This window comes from Dermabacter sp. (assembly GCF_032550575.1).
GTDB lineage: Bacteria > Actinomycetota > Actinomycetes > Actinomycetales > Dermabacteraceae > Dermabacter > Dermabacter hominis.
The window spans coordinates 1-17,154 of the sequence record NZ_JAWFZC010000007.1 but is presented as its reverse complement, the minus strand read 5'-3'; the positions used below and the strand labels follow the sequence as shown (position 1 = coordinate 17,154).

Annotated in this window: 12 protein-coding genes; 8 read left to right on the top strand and 4 right to left on the bottom strand. The window is 61.3% G+C overall.

What is annotated here, in order from left to right:
* From E6X30_RS08510 to E6X30_RS08500, 3 genes are read left to right on the top strand one after another with little or no spacing between them, the layout of a single operon-like run.
* Entirely contained in the window at positions 1-789 is a 789-nt protein-coding gene (locus E6X30_RS08510) for an Abi family protein (RefSeq protein ID WP_316336024.1), read from the top strand.
* 12 nt (positions 790-801) lie between these two features.
* Positions 802-4,203 carry a Swt1 family HEPN domain-containing protein gene (locus E6X30_RS08505; RefSeq protein WP_316336023.1) on the top strand — a complete coding sequence of 1,134 codons (3,402 nt, stop codon included), beginning with the start codon at positions 802-804 and terminating at the stop codon, positions 4,201-4,203.
* 11 nt (positions 4,204-4,214) lie between these two features.
* A complete protein-coding gene (locus tag E6X30_RS08500; protein WP_316336022.1) occupies positions 4,215-5,933 on the top strand; it encodes an AAA family ATPase in 1,719 nt (572 codons plus the stop codon).
* 369 nt (positions 5,934-6,302) lie between these two features.
* Here E6X30_RS08500 and E6X30_RS08495 read toward each other — a convergent pair whose 3' ends face one another.
* Together E6X30_RS08495 and E6X30_RS10370 are read right to left on the bottom strand one after the other, a co-directional pair.
* Positions 6,303-6,725, bottom strand: coding sequence for a hypothetical protein (locus E6X30_RS08495; RefSeq protein WP_316336021.1), 423 nt, complete (start codon positions 6,723-6,725; stop codon positions 6,303-6,305).
* Positions 6,726-6,728: 3 nt separating this feature from the next.
* Positions 6,729-6,893 carry a DNA cytosine methyltransferase gene (locus E6X30_RS10370; protein WP_396334972.1) on the bottom strand — a complete coding sequence of 55 codons (165 nt, stop codon included), beginning with the start codon at positions 6,891-6,893 and terminating at the stop codon, positions 6,729-6,731.
* A gap of 216 nt (positions 6,894-7,109) precedes the next feature.
* Between E6X30_RS10370 and E6X30_RS08485 the strand changes: the two genes are divergently transcribed.
* Both E6X30_RS08485 and E6X30_RS08480 read left to right on the top strand, forming a co-directional pair.
* Positions 7,110-7,361, top strand: a complete 252-nt coding sequence (locus E6X30_RS08485; RefSeq protein WP_061212160.1) for a hypothetical protein — start codon at positions 7,110-7,112, stop codon at positions 7,359-7,361.
* A complete protein-coding gene (locus tag E6X30_RS08480; protein ID WP_316336020.1) occupies positions 7,361-7,792 on the top strand; it encodes a TA system VapC family ribonuclease toxin in 432 nt (143 codons plus the stop codon). The genes E6X30_RS08485 and E6X30_RS08480 overlap by 1 nt, the downstream gene beginning before the upstream one ends.
* Positions 7,793-7,821: 29 nt before the next feature.
* On the opposite strand, the gene E6X30_RS08475 is transcribed toward E6X30_RS08480, so the two are convergent.
* Positions 7,822-9,084, bottom strand: a complete 1,263-nt coding sequence (locus E6X30_RS08475; RefSeq protein WP_316336019.1) for a GNAT family N-acetyltransferase — start codon at positions 9,082-9,084, stop codon at positions 7,822-7,824.
* Positions 9,085-9,141: 57 nt separating this feature from the next.
* On the opposite strand from E6X30_RS08475, the gene E6X30_RS08470 reads away from it, so the two are divergent.
* Positions 9,142-10,794 carry an ABC-F family ATP-binding cassette domain-containing protein gene (locus E6X30_RS08470; protein ID WP_316336018.1) on the top strand — a complete coding sequence of 551 codons (1,653 nt, stop codon included), beginning with the start codon at positions 9,142-9,144 and terminating at the stop codon, positions 10,792-10,794.
* Between the two features lie 231 nt (positions 10,795-11,025).
* Here E6X30_RS08470 and E6X30_RS08465 read toward each other — a convergent pair whose 3' ends face one another.
* On the bottom strand, positions 11,026-11,313 hold the full coding sequence (locus E6X30_RS08465; RefSeq protein ID WP_259853600.1) for an iron chaperone: 288 nt from the start codon (positions 11,311-11,313) through the stop codon (positions 11,026-11,028).
* Positions 11,314-11,739: 426 nt separating this feature from the next.
* On the opposite strand from E6X30_RS08465, the gene E6X30_RS08460 reads away from it, so the two are divergent.
* Together E6X30_RS08460 and E6X30_RS08455 are read left to right on the top strand one after the other, a co-directional pair.
* On the top strand, positions 11,740-14,619 hold the full coding sequence (locus tag E6X30_RS08460; protein WP_316336017.1) for a Cna B-type domain-containing protein: 2,880 nt from the start codon (positions 11,740-11,742) through the stop codon (positions 14,617-14,619).
* 543 nt (positions 14,620-15,162) lie between these two features.
* On the top strand, positions 15,163-17,154 hold a 1,992-nt coding region (locus E6X30_RS08455; RefSeq protein ID WP_316336048.1), incomplete at its 3' end, for a YPDG domain-containing protein.

The window sequence follows — 17,154 nt, the reverse complement described above, 5'->3', positions numbered from 1 at the left end:
ATGACGGGCGGGCCACAGGGGCAGGTGCCAGGGCAAGAAAATTGCCCCGGCGCGGCGACCGCGTCAGCGGCCTCGTCCGGGGCTTACACCAGCTATGTTACAGCATCCGGGACTGCGGCACCAGGACAGCAGCTTGATGACGTTGAGCTAACCCGACTGCTCAACGCTGACCGTCTCGCCACCTACGTGCGCGCCTGCCACGGCGACCAAGACGCGGCACTGCGGCTCTACGCCTGGAACGTTGAAGTGGCCTCTGCATTCTGGGGCAGCTTCAACGTGCTCGAAGTTGCGCTCCGCAACGCGATCCATGCCAAACTCAGCACGCTCGCCAGCCAGGAAGACTGGTGGAACGCACAGATCGGTCTCCACCAGTTCGAACAGCACCGCGTCACCGATGCGATCGGTGCCGCGCGGCGAGCCAAGGGAACAGCCGTGGTCCCAGGGCATATCGTGGCTGAGCTGAGCTTCGGGTTCTGGACCGGACTCCTGGCCAACCGGTACCACCAGCGGCTGTGGGTGCCTGCGCTCCACGGCGCGTTCCCGCACCTGGTCGGTCTACGCCGCGAACTTCACCGCAAGCAGGAGTCACTGCGCAAGCTCCGCAACCGGATCGCGCATCACGAGCCGATCTTCGCCCGGAACCTCACCGCAGACCATGATCGGCTACTTGACATCCTCGGCGCGATCTCACCCGTCGCCGTCGGTTGGGTGACACAGAATTCCCGAGTCCCTCAGACCATCTCCCGGCGAAACGATGTCGTCACCGGGACGCAAAGCACCACGTTCTAGGAGACAATAGCGATGGCGATGAACAACCGAGATCGAGTGGGCAAGGCGTTCGACCTGCTCTCCGAGGGGCTCCTCGACGAGGTTGATGAGGTCATGACGCGCGTCCACAGCTCAAGCGACTGGCCTACAAAATGGGCCGAGGACGATGCCCGGCGCAGGGGCGGGTCTCCGCGCACCTATTCGAAGCATGACGTGCAGGTCCAGCTTCGTGCGATTACCGAGCAGGGCTACCATTTCAAGGACGTGCTCTCCCGCGCCCAGCAAGGCTTCGCGTCCGAGCTACGCGAGACTCGGAACCTGTGGGCTCACAACGAGCCCTTCAGCTCCGATGACGCATCGCGCGCACTCGACACGATTGAGCGGCTGCTTCACGCGGTAGGCGCGGTCGATTCAGCTGAGGATGTGCGGAAATTGCGCATCAATCTACAGCGGACTGTATTCGAGGATCAGACTCGCAAGCAGGTGAAGCGCGCGAAGGTGTCGCTCGAACCGGGTTCCGGCCTGCGACCGTGGCGTGAGGTGATCCGTCCTCACGATGATGTGGCGCGCGGCGCATTCACCGCATCGGAGTTCGCGGCTGACCTCCACCTGGTCCACACCGGTCAGGCGACGAGCCCCGAGTACGCCGATCCGGTCGAGTTCTTCACCCGCACCTACCTCACCGAGGGCTTGCGCGACCTGCTATCGCGCGCGCTTCGACGCCTGAACGGTGACGAAGGCGCAAGCCCAGTGGTGAACCTTCAAACCAACTTCGGCGGTGGCAAGACCCACTCGATGCTGGCGCTGTACCACCTGTTCAGCGGCACTCCGGTCAAGGACTTTCCGCAGGAGCTTCAGGAACTCATCGCCGAGAACGGCAACCCCGATCTCGGCGCACTCGATGTTCGACGGATCGCGCTTGTCGGCACCTACCTGAAGGCCGGCTCGCCGATCATCAAGGACGACGGCACCGAGGTTCGCACGCTCTGGGGCGAACTGGCCTGGCAGCTCGGCGGGCGTGAAGCCTACGATCTGATCGCCGAGGATGACCGTGCTGGCACCAACCCCGGTGAGGCGCTGCGCACCCTGATCGTGCGCTACTCTCCGTCGCTAATCCTGATCGACGAGTGGGTGGCGTACGCGCGACAGCTCGTTACGGACAAGGAACTCCCGTCCGGCTCATTCGAGACGCAGTTCACCTTCGCGCAGTCGCTGACGGAGATCGTGCGCTCGGTGCCGGGCGTGATGCTCGTGGTCTCGATCCCTGCATCCGACACCGGCACCGAGGGGCGCGGAAGCGACATCGAGATCGGTGGCGCGAACGGGCAGCTCGCGCTCGAACGTCTCCAGAACGTGATCCGCCGCGTCGCGGACCAGTGGAGGCCGTCGAGCAAGGACGAGTCGTTCGAGATCGTCCGGCGACGTCTGTTCCAGCCTCCGAACGCCGAAGGGCTCACGACGATCTCCGCTGTGGCGCGGAGCTTCACGAACCTGTACCGGAACAACACCGCGCTGTTCCCGCGCGATGCGGCGAACCCGAACGATGACTACGAGAAGCGCATCCGCGCCTCCTACCCGCTCCATCCCGAACTGTTGGATCGCTTGTATGAGGACTGGTCGACGTTGGAGCGGTTCCAGCGCACCCGTGGCGTGCTGAAGCTCGTCTCGTCGATCGTGCACGAGCTGTGGGCATCGAACGACGCCTCGCCGCTGATCCTGCCCGGCAACGTGCCGCTAGATGCGACGACCGTGAACACGGACCTGACGCAGTACCTTGAAGACCAGTGGAAGCCGATCATCGACTCCGACATCGACGGCCCCGGCTCGACCGCGCAGCAGATCGACCTCGACCGTCCCAACCTCGGCCAGCGGTTCGTTACCCAGCGCATCGCCCGTACGATCTTCATGGGCGCGGCACCCCGGATCAAGAGCACCCGCAAGGGACTCGACAAGCAATACCTCTGGCTCGGTACCGCAGTTCCCGGTGACACGCTCGGGAACTTCGGCAGCGCCGTCGAGCTTCTTGCGCAGCGCTCGACCTACTTCTATGAAGAGCAAGGCCACTACTGGTTCGATACCCAGCCCTCGGTCACTAAGACCGCGAACGACTACGCCGAGCGGCTCCGCGAGGATGTCGAGACAGTCTGGAACGAGATCACTCGGCGCCTCCAAAGAGAAGAACGCGTGCGCGGCGTGTTTGACCGAGTCCACATTGCACCGTCGTCGTCCGCCGATATCCCCGACCTCGAAGACACGCGCCTGGTGATCGTCCACCCGCGACACTCGCGCCGCAAACGAGACGGCGCAGATTCATCCGCGCATGTGTGGGTCCGTGACGCTATTGAGAGCAAAGGTGCGAGCCAGCGTATCCACCGAAACACGCTGATCTTCCTGCTCGCCGACAAGAGCGAGTTGGAGAGCCTCGAAGCTGCCACGCGCAGCTACCTCGGCTGGAAGCGAGTGCAGGCCACCAGCGACAGTCTCAACCTGTCTGCGCAACAGCGCAAGCAGACCGACGACTGGGTATCCCGGCTCGACCAGACCGTGACGGACCGCATCCGCGACACCTTCGTTTGGGCCGTCTACCCCGAGCAGTTCGACCCGACCAAGCCATTTGAACTCGTCGCAGACCGGGTGCCCGATTCAGGCGGACGCTCCCTGGCCGAGCGCGTCAGTGCAAAACTTGGGCGCGAGGATCAGCTCGTCACCGACTTCGGCGCGCCGATTCTCGGGGCCACCCTGTATCACGAACTCGGTGCGCTCTGGCGCGACGCTGGCGAGATCACCGTCGGCGAGCTGTGGGGCTACTTTACCCGCTACACCTACATGCCCCGCCTCGTGCGCCGCGAGGTGCTCGACCGTGCCATTGACCAGTCACTGTACGCAACGCTGGTCGAGAACGAGCGCTTCGCGATCGCATCGGGGAAGGATGTCGAGACTGGCCGCTACCGCGGTCTGCTCATGTTGCCGAATTCCAGCACCAGCATCCAGATCACGGACAGCACCCTCCTCATCGAGATCGAGCGTGCGAAGCGGCAGGCTGAGGCGGACCGGCTCGCCGTGACTCGCGAAGCCGCGGCCAATGCCGCCGCTACGGACGGTGACTCCGCCGGTGGTGGGCCGGTTGACTTCGTATGGACGGGCAATTCGTCCGCCGAGGGCGGTGAGCCGTCCGAGGCCGAGTCTGCGATGGAGGCGGTGCTCGCGCGGTTCTTCGGATCGGTGAAGATCGACTCCGACCGCTACGCCCGAGACATTGGCAATGTCACCCGAGAGGTCATCGACCGGCTCGCCGGCACCGGTGCCAGGCTCGACATCACGATCGACATCCAGGCCACCAAGTCCGAAGGATTCGACGAGTCCGAGGTCCGCACCATCGGCGAGAACGCACGCGTCCTCAAGTTCGACCCTAGCTCCGGCTTCGAGAAGAGCTGAGGTAAAAACTCGTGAAGATCACGTCGGTTGAAATATCGAACTTCAAAGCTATCGAACGAACGAGACTTGTTTTACACCCGACCTTCAACGTACTCGTTGGAGCGAACGGGTCTGGGAAGAGTTCCGTGCTGCAAGCACTCCACTGGATGTTCCAGTCTGGGCGCAACCGCAGTATCGAGCCGAAGAAGGGTGATACCGCCTCGACTCTCTCCGAGAAGGACGCGATCTACATGCCTTCCCCTGACTATAGGAACGCGGGGCACGGCACAGAGTACGGCAATACGCACGGCAAACCTCAGCTTGGCGTCACCGTCGTCGCGAAGACCGATGAAGGCTCCGAGGTAACGGCAGAGATGTGGCTGAAGGCCGCACGTAACGAGGGCATTTCTGTGCATGTGCCCACAGGTAACACGATCGTGTCGCATATCCGTGACCAGTCCCGCGAGTTCAGCGCGTATATTCCGGGAGTCGCGGGCATCCCTCTCAACGAGGAGAAGCGTTCAAAACTTCTCGTTCATCGATCCGCGGCGGCAGGCGACGCGAACACCGTGCTCCGGAATATGTTGGACCTTCTTCGAAGAGAAAAGGTGAAGGACCGCAATGGACTCGTAGTCGTTGAGAGCTTGGTGTCGCAGGTAATGGGCGACTTTTCGTTGAAGGTGGACTTTGACGACGAGAAGCACACTCGCGTCATGGCGACCTTCAGGGCTGGGGACATGGGGGACGGGGACGACAAGGCGTATCGACCGCTTGAACTCGCAGGTATTGGTTACCTTCAGGTGCTTCAAATCTTCTCCTACCTTGTGTACTTCAGGCCGGTCGTACTCCTGGTGGACGAGCCAGATGCTCATCTTTACCCGATCGCTCAGGAACGTCTCGTCAAGGTTCTGGCGCAGGCGGCACAGGACTTTGATTCGCAGATACTACTGACCACACATAGCCCGTCCATCGTTCGCGCGCTCCCAAGCGAGTCCCAGGTCATCTGGATGCGGGACGGCGAAGTTCAGTCCGAGGGGGACACCGACGGCCGACTGCTCATGGGTTGGGGTCTACTTGACCGGAAGATCGTTCTCCTAACCGAAGACACGAACACGGACATGCTCAGGTCGATCTTGGCGCAATGGCCAGATATCGAACGTGCTACCGCGATCTGGCCATTTCACGGGTCGTCTAATATCCCACCGGCCGACGCTATCGATGGGCTTAAGGCTCTACTGGGAGGGGACGTACGATTGGTGATCCACCGTGATCGTGACTTCCTCATGCCTGCTGAAGTTGCGAAGATTGCCAAACCCTATGAAGACAGCGGGCATCAATTCTGGGCCACTAAATACTCCGACATTGAGGCTTATTGGGCGGCCCCGGAGGTCATTGCATCGCATTTCGACGTTACCCACGATGAGGCATCCAACCTCTTGGCGAACGCGCTCGCCGAAGCGGAGAAGAACGACGATCACCTGAAGAAGAGAAGAAAAAAGCGAAGCGAAGCTTTGAGCAAGATCAACCGCGATGGCAACCTTCCTCACTTCGGCGATGAAGCCGTGCGCGTCGAAGTCGAGGCCGATGGCCCCCAGTTTGGTGTGCTCGGCAAGACAATGATCGGTCGCATACGGGAAGCAGCTTCAGCGGCAAATCTTGATGGAAGTGGGGATTTCGGCAAGTACGTTCCAGCGACGCTCGTGCGCCCGATCGCGGATGACCTCCGCGCGCTACTTGAGTCCCCAAAGTAGGCGCACGGAACATCGGGTGACGTGTGCGCGTTTTCCGAACCAAATCGGGCTTGCCCAAGGGCCAAGCAGTGAGACAAGGGCGAGTGCAGCCTGTAGCGGCAGAACTCCATTGCCGAGCGCGGTGATCTGTTGGTTCTGGGTCAAGTCGTCGGCGTCAGTGACCCATCCAGTTGGCAGGTCCATCAGCCACTCAACGAATGCTGGCGCTGCGCGGGGACCGTCGGCGTCGTCCAGGAGGGCGGGCGCTGGTGCGGGGCGTCCGGTGATGTGTTTCCAGAGGGTGATGGCGTCGGCGTAGCTTCCCCAGCGCTGAACAGTCCGTCGATCAGCGACCACAGCGTCTCCGATTTGCCTCTCCTGCTCGGTGAGTTAGCCGGTCTGTGCAGGGCGAAGTCGATGATCTGGTGCGACAGCGCGATCGTCCCTCGCCTCGCTCGCACCTGGTCGAGCGTTTCCCCGCCGCGCGATGAGTCCGTCGCCAGCGGGGCGCGGAAGAGTGCGCCGAGCGAGGGCGAAGATGCGGAAGCGTTGGTGAGGAGTGCCGACAAGGGAAGCCGGTAGGCCGATCCACCGCACATCCAGCCGAAGGTCGGCCAGATCGCCGAGAACGGCGCCGAGGACCCGCAGAGGTCGAGCTGCGTTGTCTCCTAGATGCCACGGGTCGGATTCCACGCCGCGAAGGGTTGCGCCGTCGTGGGTTGCGCCGCCGGGGTTGCGTCGTTCATGAGCGCCTCCTTGTGCTGGTAACAGTGTCGCGGGCGAGGACATCAGCCCGCGGACGCTCTCGATCACGACTCATTCGGGCTGGAGAGCGTCGATGGCTGCCGCCATGTGCGCCCAGAGCCCCGAGTGCGTACATGGTGCGAGACCGACGCGCTTGCCGACGGACACGTCTTGGCACGGGAACCCGCCGATGAGGATGTCCACGGGCTCGACCCGGCTCCAGTCGATGGCCGTGATGCCGCCGAGGTTCGGTGCGTCGGGCCGGTGGAGCCAAACCGAGGTGGCAAATCTCCGGAAATGGGTTGGCGAATCCTCGTGTGGAGGGTGACGAATCCCCGGAAGTAGGGCGGCAAATCCTCGCGCTTCAGGGCGACCCGCACCAGATTGCCCCGATGAACTGGCATTCTTTGGTGAGCATCAAAACATCATGACCATTGATGCTATGATGTGTGCATGCGAACGACACTCACACTTGACCCCGACGTATCCTCGCTACTCGAGCGTGAAATGGCGAATCGGAAGCTTCCCTTTAAGCAGGTTGTGAACGATGCAATCCGCAAGGGGCTAGGAGCTAGCTCGCCAGCGGACTTTACGTTTGCTCGCTACGAGATGGGGCAACCGCGTGTCGACCTCACGCATGCAACCCGAATTGCGGCGGATCTGGAGGATGAGGCCCTCGCTGCAAAGCTGTCCGAGGGCCGCTGATGCTCATTGTTGACACGAATGTGCTGGTCTATGCCGTAAATGCAAACGCAAGGCAACACGAAGCTAGCCATACATGGCTTTCGGAGCAGCTCCGTAGCGGGACAGAAGTTATCGGTATGCCGTGGATGTCGCTCCTGGGCTTTGTGCGCATCTGCACCCATGCCCGTATCCTCGACCGCCCAATCACGCCAGAGCAAGCAATGGCTCTGCTCAATGCATGGATTTCTCATCCCAGGGTCGTCACTCCAGAGCCCTCGGTTCGGCACGGGGCACTTCTTGCCGGCCTACTTGCGGAGGCAGGAGCGGCGGGGAACCTGACGAACGATGCCCATCTCGCCGCACTGGCGCTTGAGTACGACGCCACCATGGTCACGTTTGATCGTGACTTCGCACGGTTTGGCGTCCGCGTTCACGTCCCGACGGTCCAGTGACCGCGGGTCGCGTCTAGAAGTAGTTGCGTTTAGAAGTAGGTCACGCACCACGGCTCGCGGCGGCGCTGCAGGAGGATGCCGAGCTTGTCGACCGCATCCTCGTCACCGCGCACCCAACCCACCGTTTCGAGAGCCTGGATGTTGACGCCGCCAAGGAGAGTCGAGCCGAGAGCCGGAACATCGATCTCGACCTGCGGCTCGCCCTCGTAAGGCTCGCACGTGCCCTTGCCGTCCTTCACGGTGAGGCGCCAGGTGCCGTCGGCAAACCCCATCGGGTCCACCACGCGGAAGGTGACGTCGCCCTCGGTGTAGTAGTTGCGGGCCTCGAGCAGCGCCTTCGGATCGATCACGCGCAGCCACAGGAAATCATTGTGCTCGTTGATGTGGTAGCGGCGGCGATCGGCGAGAGCCCACGGGAGGTGCTCGTCGTTGCGGGCATTATCGAAGCGGACTCGGCGCACGAGATCGAGCGAGCCGAGGAACTCCCACATGGCGATGCTCGCGTCGGTCGTGCAGGGCACGAAGTCGATGACGTCGAGGGCGCCGCCGCGGCTCTCAAGGCGCCATGTCGCGTAACCGTCGAGTTCGCCTTTCTCGTTCCAGTGGCCGATCGCGCGGGTTTTGTTGTTCGTTTCGCGCGTGGGCTTGTCGATGGAGCCGTTGCGGATCTCCATTTCGGGCGCGCAGCGGCTGATCGAGCCGGTTTGGCGCGCGTGGAACTTCTCAAAGACGTGGCGGGAGGCTTCCGCGAGTTGGGTGACGTCGATGTATTCGCACCTGCCTTTGATGGGTGCGGACACGCTGAAGCCGGAGCCGGCGTGCAGCTCGACGGAAGTGCTGAAGATTGCGGGGCCGAAACCGAAACGCCCGTAGATCGCTGCTTCGGTTGCGGTGAGGGCCGCAACGGCGAGCCCCTTCTCCTTCGCGTCCTTGAGCGATTCCGTCATGAGGGTCGTGGCGATGCCTTGGCGGCGATGGGAGGCGAGCACGGTGACTTCGCTGATCTGGTGGCAGTCGATGACCTTGCCGCCAACGTTGAGTTCACCGGTCCAGTCCATGAAGGTGGCAACGGGAATGTCGTTGCCGAGGCCGTAGGTGGGTCGTTCGGAATCGAGAACGGTGCGCGCGGTCGCCTGGCGCTCCGCGTCAATCTTCAATTGGTGTTCGAGGAACTTCTGCGAGGGGTAAGGATCGTGAAAGCCCTGCTGGACGGCGGTGAGCCATGCGGGGTACCAGGGGTTATCGTTCGGGTCGGCGCTTGTGACGTGATGGGTTTCATATTTGAGATTCACGCGAGTGACACTAGCAAAGTAGAGTTTGGAGGATCTGAGCCAAAAACGGGAGGTGTCATGGCTGCTCTAGTTTTCGATTCCGTCTCGTTCTCGTTTTCCTCGCGCCCGCTTCTCGAGCGCGTGACCTTCCGCGTGGGTGCGGGGGAGCGCGCGTGCCTCGTGGGCCCGAACGGGTGCGGCAAAACCACTCTGCTTCGGCTTGCGCTCGGGGAGCTCTCGCCCGAAGGCGGCGCGGTCACGTGGGAAGGAATGGGGTCCGACGCTCGCCAGCCTCCGTCGGCAGAAAACTTCACGGGGCGCGTAAGCGAGTATTTTGATGAGGCACTCGCGCCCGTTCGTGCTCTTTCCGCGAGATTCGAGCAGGTCACGGCGCACATGGCGCAAGCTGCGGGTGAAAGCTCCGGTGACGAGCGCGAGTATGACGCGCTACTCGCGGAGATGACCGCGCGCGATGTGTGGTCGCTTGAGTCGCGCATCGCTGAAGTGCTTGCGGGGCTCGGCCTTGCGATGCTCGCGGGGGAGGGCCGCGAACGTGAGGTGGCGACGCTTTCCCCAGGCCAGCGCGGGAGGCTTCCGCTCGCGGCGATGCTTATCGCGCGGCCCGAGGTGCTCATTCTCGACGAGCCCACGAACCACCTTGACGCCGAAGGCGTGGACTTCCTTGCGCGCACCGTGCGCCAGTGGGAAGGGCCAGTGCTCATGGCGAGCCATGACCGCGCGTTCATCGAGGAAACTGCCACGGCAATCTACGACCTCGACGTTGCCACGTGGCAAGCGCTCGCATTGGCCGAGGGACACGAGCTTCACGGGGTGTATCGCACCTCGGGCTCGTATTCGATGTTCCTTGAGGCGAAGCACAAGGCCCGAAAGGCGCATGCGCAGATTCACGCGGCGCAGCAAAGCGAAAAGCGAGAGATTGGCGAGCACCGGCACGCGGCGGGGGCGATCGCGAGCGGAGGGGTGCGCCTCGCAGAGGCGAGCGGTATGGCAAAGAAGTTCTTTGCCGATCGCGCGCAAGCCACCTCAACTCGGCGCACGCGCAACGACGACAAAAAGCTTGAGGCGCTTGAGGAGCGAGAGGTGCGTCGGCCCCGTTCTTACGACCTGACGTTCCCGCTCGCGCCCACGCAGAACGCCGCTGGCCTCGCCCTTTCCACGCGCGCCGCCGCTGTTGAAGGCCGCTTGGCACCGCTCACCCTCGACTTGTCTCGCGGCGAGCACTTGCTCATCACGGGCGGTAACGGCGCCGGCAAATCAACGCTCCTCACCTGGATTGCCACGGGTGAGCCGCCTGCGAGCGCGAGTGCGCACGGTTCCGTGTCGTGTGATCGGCCCGTGGGATTCGTGCCGCAACGCTTGCCGCGCATGGGCGATCCAGGCTTCACGCGCGAGGTGTGGACCGAGGGGATCGGGGAGCGCGGATCGGGAATGCTGCACCCCTCCATGTGGCGCACGCGCATCGACGAGCTCTCCGCCGGAAATCAACGCCGCGCGCAGCTAGCCCTCGCGCTTCACGAGGCGCCGTCGTTCCTCGTGATTGACGAGCCCACGAACTATCTCGACCTCGACACCGTTGAAGCGCTCGAGCGAGCCTTGAGCGAATGGACGGGGACGCTCATCATCGCGAGCCACGACCGCTGGCTCATCGAACACTGGGCGGGGCGGCGGCTCAATCTCGCACCTGCGCCCGCTTTGGGTGCTACCGGGTGAGGTGTGGCGGATCCGCTGAGTGAAGGTCTGGGGGAGACACTGGGTGGAAGTGGTGAAAAATCGCCGTGTCGAGGCCGTATTCGGGTCTAACCGGGTCGTTTTTCACCACCTCCGCCACGGCCGTTCCGAAAGGAGCCAGAGATTAAGGGCGCCAGAAGCTCGTCACGTTCTCTTTCGTGGCGATTTGGTAGTCGATGAACGCCGCGAGAAGCTCGTAGTCGAAAGGCTGCTCTACGGCTGGCGGGCGAGCATTGCGGTGCGGTCGGTGCCTCGCTCCTTCATGTACTCCTCGAAGTGGTCCATTGTGGCTTTTTCGGGGGAGACCGACATGTGCATTTTTGCTGCGGAGAATCCCACGATGAAAGTTCCCTGACGCGTGAACATGGGCGTACTCCATGCGATTCGCATCTCGAGCTCGGGATAGGTGGCCTTCACCCAGTCGAGTACTTCGACCATGCGCTCGCGCTTTGGGCCCTCGGGCACCGTCTCGAGGAATTCCGGCAAGGTTTTGATCGCCATGCCTTCACCCTAGTGGTGGACGCAGTATCGACGTTCCACACCGTTGCGCCTCTTGCGATCGGCAACAACGTGTGGCTCGGCTCCGCCACGTGAGGGAGTGCCGCGCATGTGCACCGCACGGGGTCCGACGGTTCCGTATCTGCTATGGCCTAAGGGCCCTGAAGACTCGCTGACCTGGGCGTACTGTTAATGACAGCATTATTTTTACGGCGCCGCTGCCCGATCGCGGGCTGCTGACGCCATGCCTAGAGAGTCCGAGTCGTGAAGAGTGAACTTCGCGCCCACCGTGGGGCGCCTTTTGTGGCAGCGTGTCTAACTTTGTTGTTGATGTTGGCGGGGATGGTGAGCTTTCCGTCGGCGGCGGTGGGGGAGCCGCAAGCCGTGAACCGGCAAGTATTGAAGTGTTATGTGGAGGGGCGCTCCCACATGTGCGAGGAGGGGCAGCTCCGGGCGCTAGTGGAAGAAGCGGGCACGATCCCGTCGCGGATTGAGATCGGCAATGGCGCTGACGTTGAACTATCGAAGACGCTCGTGATCCCGGCGGGGGCGGACATCGAGTTTGTGAATACTCTTCGGCTCCCCTTCGGTGATTCGAGAATCATCCGTGCCGATGGGTCTTTCACCGGCAGCCTTATTAGGGTGGAAAAGGGCGCGAAGCTCACGCTTTCGCAAGATCCGAGTAGCAACGATGAGCGACTCATTATCGACTCGCGTGCCCAGTATGAACACGTGGTCAAAGGCTCGTCGTTCGCCCCTACTGTGGATGTGCGCGGCGAACTTGTGATGAACGAAGGAAGCATCACGGGGGCGCGAAAGCTTACGGGGAGTTATGAAGGCGCGGTCACCGTCACGGGTGAAGACGCGAAATTTACCCTCAACGGTGGTTCGGTCACGGACAACCAGCGAAAACTCGGTTCCGCATCCTCCACGCAGTACGGTGCCGCGAACGTGGCACTTTACAAGGGCGCGACGATGGTCATGAACGGGGGAGAGATCTCCAAGGGCCGAACGGAAACCTCTGACGCCTACGGCGAAACGGGTGGCATCGGCGTTTTCGATGGCGCTCACCTGACCGTGAACGGCGGGAAAATTACTGACAATCACGGCTGGGTTGGCAATATCAACGCCTTCAATTGGCAGCAGTCCGTGTGCTCTAAGGAGGACACTGCGGCAACGCGCGCACGCGTCGATATTAATGGCGGTGAAATCTCCAACGGCAGCGCCGCGTTCGGTGGCGGCGGCATCAATGTCTTTGGCAACGCCGACGTCACGATGAATGGTGGCACCATCAAAGATAACTACGCATCGAACGGTGGCGGCGTAAACGCCATGGATTTGTATGTGTGGGGAGCGAGCGGTACCTGGGCTGAAGTTGCTGGTGACGGAAAAGCTTGCGGTTTTACTCCCGAGGAATGGACGAAGGTCTCACCGGGCAGCTTCACGATGAACGGCGGCTCAATCACGGGCAATACTGCCTCTCGTACCGGGGGCGGCATCAACGTGGTGTCAAACGGCGTGCACGTGAACGCGGGCCTCATCGAAGGCAATGAGGCAAGGCAGCAGGGCGGTGGCGTCTACATTGCGACCAAGTCGTATGCCGCTCATTTCAAGGACGCTCTTATCACCGAGAACGAGGCAACTTCGGATAGGGGAGTGGCCTTTGGCGGCGGTATTTGGCTTTGCCCAACCGGCAATCTGACGATGCACGTGACGAACGGCGCCGCGGTGTTTGAGAACATTGCGAGCCGGGAGCGAGCCAGTGACCAATGGGGCGATGACATTGCCCATGACAACTACGGGACCGCAAGCAAGGCCGGTGTGCGCTTGGATTCGCGCATGCTTGGTGGCGGAATTCCCGCGTACTACAAGGATGGTTCGTACTCGTCCGATCGCTTCGATCCCGAGAACCCCGGGAAGAAGCAGGTGTTTGACGGGACTGCGAGGGATTCTGATGACTCGAGCGACTACCGAACGTCGATCTCGAACGAAGGTTTGAAGACAGTCGCGAACGCTCAAGCGAAGGATGCCGCACGGTCGTGGGCGCGACTCACCATTTCGAAGAATAAGGCTCCACGCGGGGGCGGAATCGGGTCAAACGGTGGCGTGGTTTTCGGCACCCCGGAATCCACCACTATTGAGGTGAAGAAAGAGTGGAAGGGGTCCGACGGTAGCCAGCTTGCGAGTGAGTCTACGGTTCCGGTCAAGGTCCAGCTTTGGGCTTCGGTTGATGGCGAGAAGTTCCCCGTGGGCCACCCCGTCACGTTGAACGGCGAGAACGAGTGGAAGTACACGTTCACGGATCTGCCGAAGTCAAAGACCGTTGACGGTGAGCAAGTTCCCGTCTCGTACACCGTTGAGGAAGTAGCGGTTGAGGGCTTCACCTCGAAGGTGACTGGTGACGCTGAGAAGGGCTTCACGATCACGAATACGCAGACTCCGCCGACACCGCCCACGACCGAGGTCTCGGTGAACAAGGTTTGGAAGTCGTTTGATGGTGAGGATCTTGATCCGGTGTTGACGATGCCGGTGAAGGTTCAGTTGACGAAGACCGTTGACGGGAAGACAAGCCCCGTTGGCGAGCCGGTCGAGTTGAATGCCGAGAACGGGTGGACGCATACGTTCAAGGATTTGCCTGAGTGGCAGCTTGTGGACGGTAAGAAGGTTGACATCGCCTACTCGGTTGAGGAGCTTGAGGTCGACGGTTTCACGTCGAAGGTGACTGGTGACGCTGAGAAGGGCTTCACGATCACGAACACGCAGACACCGCCGCCCGTCACGTCGGTTGATGTGACGAAGGTGTGGAAGTCCGCCGATGGCAGTGTGCTTGATGCGGATTCCACGGTGCCGGTGAAGGTGCAGCTCTTGGAGTCGACTGGCGGTGAGAAGTCGCCGGTGGGTGATCCTGTTGAGCTGAATGCGGAGAACGGCTGGAAGTATTCGTTTAACGATCTTCCGCAGTGGAAGCTTGTTGACGGCAAGAAGGTTGATGTCACTTATTCGGTTGAAGAGCTGAATGTTGAGGGCTTCACCTCGAAGGTGATGGGCGATGCGGCAAGTGGTTTCACGATCACGAATACGCAGACCCCGCCTCCGTCGACCCCTCCGACCCCTCCCACACCACCGTCGACGCCTCCCACACCACCGGTCACGCCGCCGGAGCCGCCGTCAACGCCGCCCGCGCAGGCAACGCCCGGGGAGCCTCGTCTGCCACTGCCTCGCACGGGTGTTGAGGTAGGCGTAGTCGCGGCCCTGGCATTGGTCTTCATGGGAATCGGCGTGGTGCTGGTCGAGCGTCGGAAGGCTTAAAACCAGTGGGTGTATAGCGTTCTGAACGCACGTGGCTCCCGGAACTCACATGAGTCCCGGGGGCCATTTGCGTATTTTCCCTGGGACGTGTCGCGCTTGGCTGGAGTGGCGCAATTGCGAGCGGCGAAATCCTTTACGGTAGGTGTTGTGCCGGATAGTGAGGCGATGCCTCGGCATCGAGCGTGCGACTCCCACCACCGTCGAGGCTCTCCTCGAGTACACGTGGCTTGGGCGGACCGGACCGCCACCAGCAGGTACTGCAAAAGTAGAATATGTTTGCGGCGCGCTCCTACGGCGTTATAGGCTCACCTCGAGCGTTTCATATGAGTAACATTCGTTATTGAGTTGCGGGCGACGTTTTGCGATGTACTTCTGCGTGCTCGTTCTTGCTTCTCGTTACGGAGCCAATCTCATGCTCTTAAATCCCTTGAGAAATCACGAGAGGACCCCTCACTCATGGTTGAACGAAAGTCGCACGAGGCTTTTTATCGCAAGCCCTTGCGTATTGGATCAGCTGCTCTGACCCTGGCTCTGGTGACCAGCATGGCGCCGAGCTTCACCGCTAGCGGTCTCGACCGTGCCATGGCCGCACAGCCGGCTCAGACTGCACCGAGCTTCGCCCCGATGGCCAATGAGCCTGCACAGGACCAGATCATTGATGCTGACATGATCGAAAGCGGTCGCGTCACCAAGGCTGCCAACCTTACCGACGCTCACGGTGTTGGCAAGGGTCTCATCTCGGGTCACGTTTACCTGACCAGCCCCAAGGGCAACCCTGGCTCGACCATCGACAACGGCAACATCCCGATGGATGGCGTCACGGTCTACGCGCAGTTCCGCGACAAGGACGGCTCCTACTCGCCGATCTTCAGTGCGAAGACCCACACCCTCCCCGGTGTTGTCGGCGGTAACGGCGGTAAGGGCACCTTCGCTTTCGGTACGGGCAATAAGGGCATCACCTGGACCGATAAGTTCGGCAAAGAGCACACCTGGGCCGCACGTACTGACCAGAAGCACCGCATCTGGGTTGAGCCTTTCACCAACAAACGCGGCAACCGTGTCGAGATGTTCCGCCAGGCCAACGGTTTCGTGCCCGGTTCTTTCAATGGTTTGGTGGAAGCCCCGCTCGGCTCGTTTGCTGCGGCTGACGGCAACATCCAGCTGATGGCGGCGTTCCTGCAGGAAGCCGCTCCGAGCCACGAAAACTCGTATATGGTCGCCCGTGATGAAACCGGAGCCGCGAAAATCGAGCATGACTCGAACGGGTTCATCGATGGTCAAAATCCGTGGAACTCTGTTTCAGGTCGCGTGTGGCTCGAAACGGGTGGCCTGGACAAGGGCATTGTGGCCACGGGACCGAGCAAGAACACTGCCGACCCAGCCGCTGACGGCTACACCGTGTACGCGTCCACCCTCACCAAGGATGGTGCAGCGGCGAACCAGAAACTGCACGAGCAGTACAAGAACGACCCGGACAAGCTGGCTGAGGCCACCAAGAAGATGCTCGAGGACCACCCCGAGTACATCCTCAAGACCGTTTCTGGCACAACGGACGCGGAAGGTCGCTATACGCTGCGATTCAATGATGGTCAGACCGCCACACAGCAGTCGAGGGATAACCTCAACGTTGACCATATGTTCCTGTGGGTGGAAAACAAGGATGGTGTTGTTCAGCACGGTTACACCGGCTTCCACACTCCGGTCTTCCAGCGGTTCACAGCGGGTGGCAACTTCCGTCCTTCAGCGGTTCCTGCGCCGAACGTTCTTACCCCGGATATCTCGCGAAACAGGATTTACAACGTCAACTACGCGCTCATGCCGTATAGCCCGGTGTCGATCACGGCGGACTACAACGCAATCGACAAGCCGGCTGCCCCGGGCACCACGGTGACCCCTGAGTTCAAAGGTGACCTGTCGGATCTGCCGTCGAAGATTGAGTGGCGCGATAAGAACGGCAAGGTTGTCAAGACCTGCGATCTCGATCAGTCCAAGAGCGTTAAAGCTCAGGTTGCGGCGTGCACCTTCGGCATCCCCGCGGATGCAAAGAAGGGCGATATCTTCAACGTCGTCGTAGTCTCGGGCGGAAACGATGTCGCCGCATGGTCCGTCCTCGTGACCGACAAGAACCCCGACGCAGACATTTACGAGCCTGCGTATGAGGACAAGCTGGTTGTTCCTGGCAAGGAGACCAAGTCGTCCCCGTCGTTCACTGGCAAGGACGGTAGCTCGGCTAAGGCTCCTGAGGGTTCGAAGTTCAAGATCACTGATGGCTTCAAGGTTCCTGAGGGCTACGAAGTAACGATTGATGAGAACACCGGTGAGATCTCCGTTAAGTTCCCGGATAAGTCGAAGCTGAACAAGGACACCGTTGAGCAGTTCGATGTTCCTGTCACGGTGACCTACCCGGATGGCAGCACCGATAAGACGGATGCGAACTTCAAGCTGGATACCGATAACGACGGTAAGCCTGACACTGAAGACGGCGATGACGATAACGACGGCATCCCGGACGAGGACGACAGCAACCCGAAGGTT